The organism is Amphibacillus indicireducens (genome assembly GCF_039539605.1).
GTDB classification, from domain to species: domain Bacteria; phylum Bacillota; class Bacilli; order Bacillales; family Amphibacillaceae; genus Amphibacillus; species Amphibacillus indicireducens.
In genome coordinates this window covers 24912-35338 of record NZ_BAABDL010000089.1, presented here as the reverse complement: position 1 = coordinate 35338, position 10427 = coordinate 24912, and the positions used below count along the sequence as shown (strand labels likewise).

At 34.8% G+C, this 10427-nt stretch carries 9 protein-coding genes; 3 read left to right on the top strand and 6 right to left on the bottom strand.

Annotated features, from left to right (window positions below):
* Positions 1–878, top strand: an 878-nt coding sequence (locus tag ABD814_RS08735; protein ID WP_344912292.1) for an Rpn family recombination-promoting nuclease/putative transposase, incomplete at its 5' end; no start/stop codon positions are given.
* Positions 879–943: 65 nt separating this feature from the next.
* Here ABD814_RS08735 and ABD814_RS08730 read toward each other — a convergent pair.
* Both ABD814_RS08730 and ABD814_RS08725 read right to left on the bottom strand, forming a co-directional pair.
* Complete coding sequence (locus ABD814_RS08730; protein ID WP_344912290.1) at positions 944–1363, bottom strand: hypothetical protein; 420 nt, start codon at positions 1361–1363, stop codon at positions 944–946.
* 318 nt (positions 1364–1681) lie between these two features.
* A complete protein-coding gene (locus ABD814_RS08725; RefSeq protein ID WP_344912288.1) occupies positions 1682–2659 on the bottom strand; it encodes a hypothetical protein in 978 nt (325 codons plus the stop codon).
* Positions 2660–3097: 438 nt separating this feature from the next.
* Here ABD814_RS08725 and ABD814_RS08720 point away from each other — a divergent pair, with 438 nt between their 5' ends.
* The gene (locus ABD814_RS08720; RefSeq protein ID WP_344912286.1) at positions 3098–3628 is read left to right on the top strand and encodes a hypothetical protein; all 531 of its coding nucleotides are present in this window, start codon (positions 3098–3100) and stop codon (positions 3626–3628) included.
* A gap of 334 nt (positions 3629–3962) precedes the next feature.
* On the opposite strand, the gene ABD814_RS08715 is transcribed toward ABD814_RS08720, so the two are convergent.
* Positions 3963–4988: a tetratricopeptide repeat protein gene (locus ABD814_RS08715; protein WP_344912284.1), complete on the bottom strand. Its 1026-nt coding sequence runs from the start codon at positions 4986–4988 to the stop codon at positions 3963–3965.
* Between the two features lie 236 nt (positions 4989–5224).
* Positions 5225–6403, bottom strand: a complete 1179-nt coding sequence (locus tag ABD814_RS08710) for a phospholipase D-like domain-containing protein (RefSeq protein ID WP_344912282.1) — start codon at positions 6401–6403, stop codon at positions 5225–5227.
* 163 nt (positions 6404–6566) lie between these two features.
* On the opposite strand from ABD814_RS08710, the gene ABD814_RS08705 reads away from it, so the two are divergent.
* Complete coding sequence (locus ABD814_RS08705; RefSeq protein ID WP_344912280.1) at positions 6567–7565, top strand: DNA cytosine methyltransferase; 999 nt, start codon at positions 6567–6569, stop codon at positions 7563–7565.
* A 298-nt stretch (positions 7566–7863) separates the two neighbouring features.
* Here ABD814_RS08705 and ABD814_RS08700 read toward each other — a convergent pair whose 3' ends face one another.
* Both ABD814_RS08700 and ABD814_RS08695 read right to left on the bottom strand, forming a co-directional pair.
* Positions 7864–9858, bottom strand: coding sequence for a YheC/YheD family protein (locus ABD814_RS08700; protein WP_344912278.1), 1995 nt, complete (start codon positions 9856–9858; stop codon positions 7864–7866).
* Positions 9756–10364 carry a DUF8042 domain-containing protein gene (locus tag ABD814_RS08695; RefSeq protein ID WP_344912276.1) on the bottom strand — a complete coding sequence of 203 codons (609 nt, stop codon included), beginning with the start codon at positions 10362–10364 and terminating at the stop codon, positions 9756–9758. Before ABD814_RS08695 ends, ABD814_RS08700 begins: the two co-directional genes overlap by 103 nt.
* Positions 10365–10427 lie beyond the last annotated feature (63 nt).

Genomic DNA, 10427 nt, shown 5'->3' with positions numbered 1-10427 from the left:
TGTTCAAAACAGAAATGGACTGCGAACGCTTAGTCACTCAAGAATCCCATTGCTTTAGCTGTGGGAGTCTCAACGACCTACTATTTAAAACAAAAATTAAAGATTGCCCAACTTATTTACACTTTTTATTAGAGCATAAAAGTTATTTAAGCAAAAATGTCAGCTTACAATTACTTCGGTATATGTTGGAAATTTGGTCTGCGAGTCAAAAGGAAAAGCCCTCGGATGACTTACCAATGGTCATACCAATCGTGATCTATCACGGTGACCCAATTTGGACAATTCCACTTAAGCTAGGTGACTTAATCAACGGTTACGATGATCTACCAGTTGACGTCCAAAAATACGCACCAGACTTCGAATATGTTCTCTATAATGTCATAGACTATCAAGACTCAAACTTTAAAGTTCACGTGTTTTTGAGGATAATGTTCAACTTATTTCGAGATATTCGTAAGAAAGGACCAAAAGCAATTTTGAAAACCATTTTCCATGCGGTTGACCTGTTAAAACAATTTACTAATCAGGATACTGCACTGCAATATCTAGAAACGATGATGTACTACGTCTTTCACGCCAACCAACAGGTTACAAATGATAAATTTCATGATATTATGGGATATATAGAACAAAACTATTCTGAAGGGAGCGATAGAGTGATGACTTTAGCCGAAATATTCCGAGAAGAAGGTAAGCTTGAAGGCCAGCTGGAACTACAAGTTAAGAATGCAATCCAACTAATCACAAAATTCGTAGCTCCAGTACCTGATCAATTAGAGGAAAGAATCAACCAACAAGACCTCGCAACATTAGACACAATTTTTATGAACATCGATGAGTGGAAATCACTTGAAGAGATTCAAGAAATTCTAAAATAAGCACTGCAAATCAAATTCAAAAAGCACCCGCAAAATTTAATGCAGGTGCTTTTCTTATTTATCGTTTAATCAAGTTTCGGAAAATGATCAAAAAACTGAACTAAAGAGTGCGCAGATCCCTTTCGTTTCTTTGAAAACGCAGGAACGACTTGACCCAATTTTTTCGCCTGCTTCAAATTAACAAAAGGTTGTAAGAAGTCACCCTTGATTGAATAATTGTAGACTTTTTGATCGTACTTATCACTATTTAAGTCCCAAGATGGAATCGCCGCTGAAAAAAAACCCGGACCATTAGTATAAGTAACGTTGAAAAATGGTGCAGCATTAAACGTGACTGCTTTCTTAAAATAGTTTCCATTAGTTAAAGTTTCTTTAACAGTAGCTACATTGCTATTTTTTGATGAAAAGACATTATATATTTTATGCTCAATTAATTGATACGCTACCCCTTGTGCTAAAAAGCCACCTAATGTTAATGGATGCATCTTGATCAACCTCTTCAGGTCGACGCATCTCATTTTCCCAGACAGCATCCCAAATCACACCGCTTAATAATAAATAGACACTAAAATGGTCAACTGTTGCTGTGACTGAATGATTATCAGGATTATGCGTTTAATTTTCCATTCGTTCTAAACGTTGCATAGCTTCACTTCAAGTCCTACACACACTACGAAACTCCCAAAATTCTTTACCACACTCAGAAAATATCAATTAAAATTGCTCATAAAAACAAGTATCTGGAGCTAATAAACTCCAGATACTTACTTTTAAGTGTTTCTTTCTGCATATAGTTTATTTAATTACTCAACCTCAACGTAGCCGTAACCTTCCATCAACTTCTCAACCGACACTAAAGAATACGTATTGTCATACGAATCAAAGTATTGATTTATTTGCGTCACATTCGTATTACCATTATCATCGATGATAATGTTGTTAAATCCATAAAGAGCCGTAAATGTATCAACCAATTCTTCGTCACGATCATATTCATTAATCGTGTACAACGAAATTAACGACCCATGATCTGATGAACTACCCCAGTCATCCGTATCGCGAGCAAACTGACGGTAGTAAGTTTTTCCTTCAGTAAAATCATAAGAATTTCTATTCCAAGTAGAATTTTGATACTGACGATTAATTCCCTCACTAATCATCCGCTCAACATCTTCCAAGTTAGCAATCTCTAATACTGTTTCAGGAACAACATCTAAACCAGATGCCTCGAACTCAACCGCACCATCACCAGACAACGCATAACCAATGTAAGCTAAGTTATTACGAGATTCTTCTGATAAACTGACCCTAACCATATCACCATTAGCAATCTCACCATCTTGCTCAGCCTCAACCCATAAATCATACAAATCACCATCAAACGTCGTATCTATTTGAATCCTTCCACGACCACTGACACCATTGAAATTCACAATTACATTACGCTCAATTTCTTCATCCGACAATTCAGCCGGCTCCTCTAAACCAGTGACAGTAAAAGTTACTTCATCCTTCGACTTTAACTTATTCGTCTTTTCCTCATCAATCGAAATACGAACCGTAACCTCATCACCATTCGATAAATCCGAATCCTGCGCTAACTCAATTGAATAGGCCATCACCATATCATTGATTGCCTCCATTTGTTCAGCATCCAGATCCCAATAATCTTCATCAGTCACACCAAACGCATCCTCAATCAAACGATTATCATCCACCGAATAATAAGCCGTCCCAAGTGTGTCATAACCACTAAAATGAACCTCAATATAATCCGACAAATCGACCTTCGATCCACATCCCGCTAAAAAAACCAAACCAAAAAAACAATAAACTAAAACGTTTTACTATGTACTTCATCTAATTGCTCCCCCATATCTCTCTATTATAATATTTATAGCATAATATATATCGACAAAATTCGCACGTTGTTTAGGTCAAATTAAGCACATCAATATAACTAGCAAAATCCAAACCACGACCAACCCTGATAATACAACCCTTTCAGGCAAAAATTCACCCAAGATTTTTTTAAAAAAAGAATTGATGTTGAATAACATAGTATTTTTCAAAAATCCTTAAACAAACTTAGAAAACAGCGATGAAATCCAAGCCGTTTTTGCAAAACAGCACCTCGATAATGAGTTGTCTGAAAACAAAATATATGCTAATTTGAAAGTAAGATAACCACGTAAAAAACTCAAGAAAGGAGAACTCAGATGAGCGAAGTTATTTTAAATCAAATCCTAACAGAATTGAAAGAGATTAAACATGAACAAGTAGTGACAAATCAGCGGATCGATCGATTAGATAAACGGATCGATGGATTAGATCAGCGAATTGAAATGATGGATAAACGGATCGACGGATTAGATCAGCGAATTGAAATGATGGATAAACGGATCGACGGATTAGATCAGCGAATTGGAATGATGGATAAACGGATCGACGGATTAGATCAGCGAATTGGAAGTATGGATAAACGGATTGATGGACTCGATAAACGAATCAGAGCCATGGACACGCGCATTGACGATAACACCAGTCGCTTAGATTCCCTCACAAATACTGTAAAACTCATTCACGATCAGACTGTGAAGTTAACTGAGTACCACCTAATTACGACGGAAGCACTTAAGAGATTGGCGTCTAACGACGATGTCGACTACTTAATTGACAAAGTCAGTGAACACGATCGAGAAATATATAAAATAAAAAATACTCTTGAAAACCAAACGTCAAACGAATAGAGGATGATCTATTCGTTATTTTTTATATCGGACAATTTTTGATTTGAAAAGCTGTAAAAAGTCCGTAGTCGGGCGACTTCGGACTTTTTGACTTGAAAAATCTGCGAAGATGTCCCTAGTCGGGACAACTACGGACTATTTTTGACTTGAAAAGTGAGAATATGTCCGTAGTCAACTTCGGACATTTTTTAGTTTTTTATATAGAAATTTGTCCGATATAGAGTAATCGCTTTTTAACCTCTAGCTAATATACTATAACACTTTCCATCAAAATCTAAAGAATCATACTTGTATTGTATTGATCTTAAAATTCCCTATCAACACTTGATAACTCTTATTTCCTTCTTTTCTTATGTCTCTTCTTTTTACCTTTTTGATTGATCGAAATAGTCAACCTTCTCTGCCTCTTAGGGATTCTATTGCGTAATGAGCCCATATACATTTCAGCAAGTGGATAGAAAGATTCCAATTCATCTGGAAATAACTCAAAATCCAGTTCAACAATTTTTCGATCATTGCCTAAATTAAGGCCTGCTTGTTCCATTGATTCAATACTTGGCAAGAAAGGAATCTCCTGATTAGAGCGGAGATGAATTAAAAACAAGTCATTTAATCCATCAGCCAAAAAGTGACGAAAATCTATGACATCCATTTTTTGGTACTTATTCGCACTTAACAACATATATTTATAATGTTCAGCCGCCAACTCCAGTTCACCAATTTGATGAAAAAAGCTCCCTAACGTATAACGAGCCTCTGTCTGATATCGATCAATTGATAAAGCATGCTCAAGTACACACGCTGTAAGTTCAGGACGATTTCCTGTAAAATAGAGATTAGCCAGTCTCGTCCAAAGATAAGCATTGTCTGGCTCCTCAGTTAACAGATCCAAAAGATGTTCCTCAGCATCAGAACAATACAGATGCCAACTCCCATCGAATAGCCGATGCGTTCCAAGCTCACACCTTTTATCCTCAATTGGAGAGTCATGCATCACCATCCCAGCTAGGATTGCCATATTAAAATCAATCGGCATTTCCCAATTCCCAGCATCATTACAATGTTTACAACGAAAATAGCCTGTTGTTTGCGCCATTTCATTTGGTTCTGTCTCCTCAGGACGACTCTTTTGATCAATATTAACTAAGATCAATCCAACATTATATTTCCCTTTACGCTCACAACTCTTGCACTTGACCATGAAAAAGTTATCTGGACACCTACTTTTAATCTTATCCTTATTTCGATTAATCAATTTTGCATACGTTCCAGGTAATTTAGCAACAGTCGGACTTTCAGGGATATCTTCAGTTGGTTGCTCCGTGATTGCTTGAATGAGTCGTGGGTTAATTTGTGCCATGCTATTTTCCTTCTTTCTGAATAAAATCATTAGCTATTAATAAGAAAAATCTAAACTACTTTTTTCAAATACTTTTTCTCACGTGTTTTTCTTTATGTTTATCAAGTTTTCAAGTAGCCTAGCTATTTTCAAGTATCTTTCTACTGCTGTTTTGTTAAAACGACACCCTATATGAGGATTGCCTCCAATTATCGTTTGTGTTACCTTACGATTATGCAGTTTTTTAATAAAGTAGGTTATTCTTTATGATTTTCCTCAAATTCTTCATATGAGCCACTTTCTAGGAAATCTAAATAGTAATAGTCATCACTTTTTTTAGTCAGTTTCACACTGTCAATTCCAATCTCATCAAGCATGTCCATCGTGACAAGTGTTCCTTCTTTTAGTTTTAAAATATCTCTTAAAATCCATTTTCCTAAAACTTTATTAGGATTTGACATGAGTGCTTTACCACCTGATTGTGCAACTTTTGATAACATAATTTCACCGTTAGGAAGCTCGATATTAAAGCTTGGTGAATCTTTAGCTGATTGCCCCTGATATAACCGACTGTAGACAAAGAATTCATTAAATGTCCGATGAATCCATGCTGGAATAGGGATATAAACTTCATTAATATTTCGTGCTCTACCACCAGCGTTCCACTGATTTAATCCTGACTTTTGCTCAACATTTTTTGTGCTAGGTGAGTATAGAGGCAATATGATAAAGTCATCATCTTCTAGATTTGATTGAATAGCAGTTTGTGATAAGACATGATGTGACTTCAAAAAATTGAATGGATCATCAAGGATTTCAACTTCAAATTGGGTGATAATCTCCGATTTTGTTGTATCAAATCGCTTCAAGAGCGTATTTTTTGATAGCGAGAAGGAATATTCATTATACTTATCTTTAAATTTGATTGTGTTCTTTGATTGCTTTTTAGCCAATCGAATGCTTGAAATATCAATATAATCCATTGCCGTTTCGGTTATATTCATCTTGCCCTTTTCTCGTGTAACAACATGATAAATATTTTGATTGATATTTGTAATGTCCTCTGTTAATCTTATTCTTCTATTTCTTAGTTCAGCAACTTTATAAACGACATCTTCTAACTTTGGTTGCAAAGCTCTAATTAAATCACTGTCAGAGTTAAACTCAGCAACTTTTTGAAATGTACGTCCATTGCCATGTAAGAATGTTTTTAATCCAATACCCATTTTATCCGCAATTGCATCAAAAGACACATCACCACGAGCTAAGTTTTTTGCATTAAAGACCTGACAAAATAAGTTTTCATGCGCTCGATAGTAAAGATAAGGATCACTGCTATCTGAAAATAGCTTTGATAATGAACCAATCATTTTTAACATTTCGATGTAATCACTTTGCCTTGAATTCGGTTGATCGTGCCAAAAATAATTCCCCATAACGCACCCCTTCTTCATCGTTGATATTTAACCCAATTATAGCAAAGATAACCTAGATTGATAACCTGATAGTCTAAATTTTTATAAAACGGAAGTCTAGCAATTCATTAAAAAATTTGATAAACTAAATTTGCGGCGCGCCGCAAATGGAAGGAGAATTTTCATGAAGTACAAAATGATGAGTTTATTTGCAGGCGTTGGTGGGATTGATATTGGATTTGAGCAAACAGGTCGATTTAAAACAGTTTGGGCTAATGAATTTGACAAAAACGCTTCAATTACTTATCAAGAGAATTTCGCTGATCACTTAGTCGTGGAAGACATCCATAAATTGAATCCAAGCCAAACTCCTGATGTAGATGTTATCCTTGCTGGGTTTCCTTGTCAAGCATTCTCAGTAGCAGGTTACCGAAAAGGATTTGAAGATGAACGTGGCGACCTATTTTTTGAAGCACTAAGGTTCATTATTGAAAAGAAACCCCAGGTTGTCTTTTTAGAAAATGTTAAAAACCTGGTTGGTCACGATAATGGAAATACATTCAGAGTCATTCGAGAAGCGCTAGAATTTCATGGCTACCATGTTAAATATCAAGTCCTGAACGCAAAAGACTATGGGAATATCCCTCAAAATAGAGAACGAATCTATATTGTTGGATTTAAAGACCGAGAAACATATAAAAACTTTGATTTCCCTAATCCTATCCCCTTAGAAACTAAAATATCAGATGTCATTGATTTTTCAACCGAACAAGAAGAACGTTATTATTATACTGAAGATAAACAAGACTTCTACCCATTATTAGAAGAAGCAATTACAAGCCAAGAAACAATCTATCAATGGCGTAGAAAATACGTTAGAGCAAACAAAAGTAATGTCGTTCCCACACTTACAGCAAACATGGGAACTGGTGGCCATAACGTTCCACTGATCTTGTCCGATACTGGCATCAGAAAACTAACACCAAGAGAATGCTTTAACGTTCAAGGCTTCCCAAAAGATTATAAGCTACCTGACCTTGCAGTCTCACACCTTTACAAACAAGCTGGTAATTCTGTAGTCGTTCCAGTTATTAAAAGGATTGCAGAACAAATTCTATTAGCACTTGAAGAAACTAAGGTAGATTATAACGAGCAGTTGGAGTTTGTGGCGATTGGTAATTAAAATAAGATAAGCAAATAAAATATTAGTCATTGTAAGAGATCTAGAATTAGTAGTCAGATTATCTCACGATGACTAATTTTTTATAGGCTATTGACTTTGATTTAAATATATAACCATAAGTTGAACTAGCCGTGCCTGTCCATTCCTTGCAGAGATAGTCTAGCTATCCAAGCTTACAAACAGTGAATATATGTTCTATCAGACTCACTGAAATGCGACGCATATAATATTAGTTTTATATATATTTCTAACTAAATACTCAATGAAAAACATCGGATTCGTCCAAGCAGTATCTATTTTATGATTTTGTTTGTTTAGCTAAACTAATGCAATAGGGAATAGCAAGTTGAGCGACCTCAAATTCATGAAGAAACACTTCAATTCCTTTTACATTAATTTCAATTAGGTATAGATTCTTCTTTTCATCTAAAGCAAAATCAATACCCAAGTCACTAATTCTATATTCAGAATAAAGTGCTTCGAACTTTTCTGTAATTAATATTGCTGTTTCTTGAATTTTATCACCTAGTATTTTCCTTTGATCCTCGCCGTAGTTATAAAGTATAAAACCACCTAGGTCGCCACGGTATCCGCCTTCTGGGAGCCTCGATATTGTGGAATAATGAACTCCTATATTTGGATAAATTTTAGCGAATTCCCAGGATTGTTGACGTCCTTTCATCATATGTGCTCGAATGTCAAATGGATTTCCGTCTCTAGTTCTTGTTTTAATATATTTTTGTACGATCAGGGCACCCTTTTTTATTAGTGCTCTAAAATAATTTAACATTTCAAATTGACTCATCATTTTTTCGTTAGCACCTTCAACAACAAAATATTGATCAAAACCTTTCTTTTCAACAAAATGAACGCCTTTCGCATAGGAACCTACTTCAGGTTTAACAATAATTGAAGTATATTGATCAATGAAATGCGAAATATCTTTAACTCTTACAACCTTTCGATATGGTATTAAATATGGTTGAAGTTCATCAACTGTAGCCAATTTGTCATAGACTTCTAGTTTACTAATTGAATTTCCACGGAATTCGTTTGTAATATATATATCCTCAAATTCCTCGTAAATCATATTATACTGATTAATCCCTCTCGCTCTCAGGCGATCATAAATCACATCTGGGTATTCGACAATTTTCGCAACCCATTCATTATCTTCATAGAAATAGCCTCTAATTAACATGGCATTAAAGTCGATATCACTTGGCGCAAAATAAAAGAAATTAGCTTCCTCATGTTTAGCAACATAAGCACAAGCAACTGTTAGTTGATTGACTTCCTTTTCTGGTATTAGCATACCTATATTTATTCTGTCAGCCTGATCATGAAAGGTCAATTTACTAGTCTTTGAGTTAAATTGATTTTTGGCAAACTTCAATTGATCATATTGATTAGTCAATACAATCCCTTTTTCAGCAATATACTTTGCATAACCGATCGTGTGGACCGCTCTTTCCTTTTCATGATAAGTTGATTGTGGACCGTTGTTTGCTTCATGAAGCCAGAAACGCCCATCTCGATCAATTGCAATGTCAAGACCAATCTCACTTAAAGCAAAATTATAAAGTTTATCTAAGTGCTTTGTTAAGCCCATTGATAGCGTTAATAATTGGTCGTGATATTCTTGTTTTTTATCTGGAAACTCTTTCGCTAAAAACTCTTCTAATGGCTGTGTGCGTCCACCACGGCTAATATTACTTAGGATACTTCTTTGATGACCGATTCTTGGATAAATTCTTGTAATAACCCATTTACCTTCATAATCCTTCTGCATATGGGCACGAATGTCAAATGGTTCACTATCTCTTGTTCTTGCATCGACATATCGCTGGATAATATAACTATTGTTTTTAAGAATAGTACCGCTTTCTAACCAATCAATAAGCTCTAAGTGCGATAGCATATGGATTGTTGTATGATCGGACACTTTATACTTATCTTTAATTCGTTCAATAAAGTAAATGTTTTGACCTTGTCGACCTAAAATCGGCTTTAAAACACCGATCTTATTTTCTTTTAAATAATTAATTATCACATCATGATTAGTGATAATTTTAAAAGGAACTAATAGCTCAGCATATTTTCTATTTTCCAAAAGAATCTTTGGTAAATACATTTTGTTTCCTAGTGCGAAACTAGTAACCAAATGACTTCTTCTCAATTTTCGCTCAGTTAAAGACTGGCGAATTCGTTGGGTTGAAGCGATGTTATTGATAACTGTCGGAAAATCACGCTTTTCTTTAACCCACTTATTATTTTCAAAGTATTCAGCCATGATTTTTCCTTCTTCAAAGTTAACATCTTTAGAAGAAAAAAATAAATGTCACAATTTTGTTTCTTTGCTTCATCAACAAGTGCATCAATCCGTGCTTCTGGGTAAACCTTTCTTGGATTGACGTGATCAAGGTATACACCAATCGTTATTTTTGAAGATTCATGTGAGTTTGATTCAATAAAAAACTGATGTATTTTCTTTAAGGTTGGCAACAAATTAAATTGAATAATTTCTAATACTTTTGTTGCTTGTTGATTTTCTAATTCCTTTGCAATTAATAAAATAGCAGCATCAACATTTGCTTTATCTCTAGTTAATTGATCATTTTCAATCTGCTTAATTGTTTGATCTAACATTGTCATACCATCAACAATTGAACTAAAAACAAAAACACTTTTGTCTAACTGCCTGTCCCTAATTAATGTTTGAAAATGTTCAGTTGCTTCAATGATCGTATCAAAAATGTTGATTAATTGTTGTAATTCTTGCTTATTTATTTTTTCCATAGGTCACCTCAAAAATTTTGACTTACTATGTATAATTATAACGCATTAAAGCATTTGTTTGGG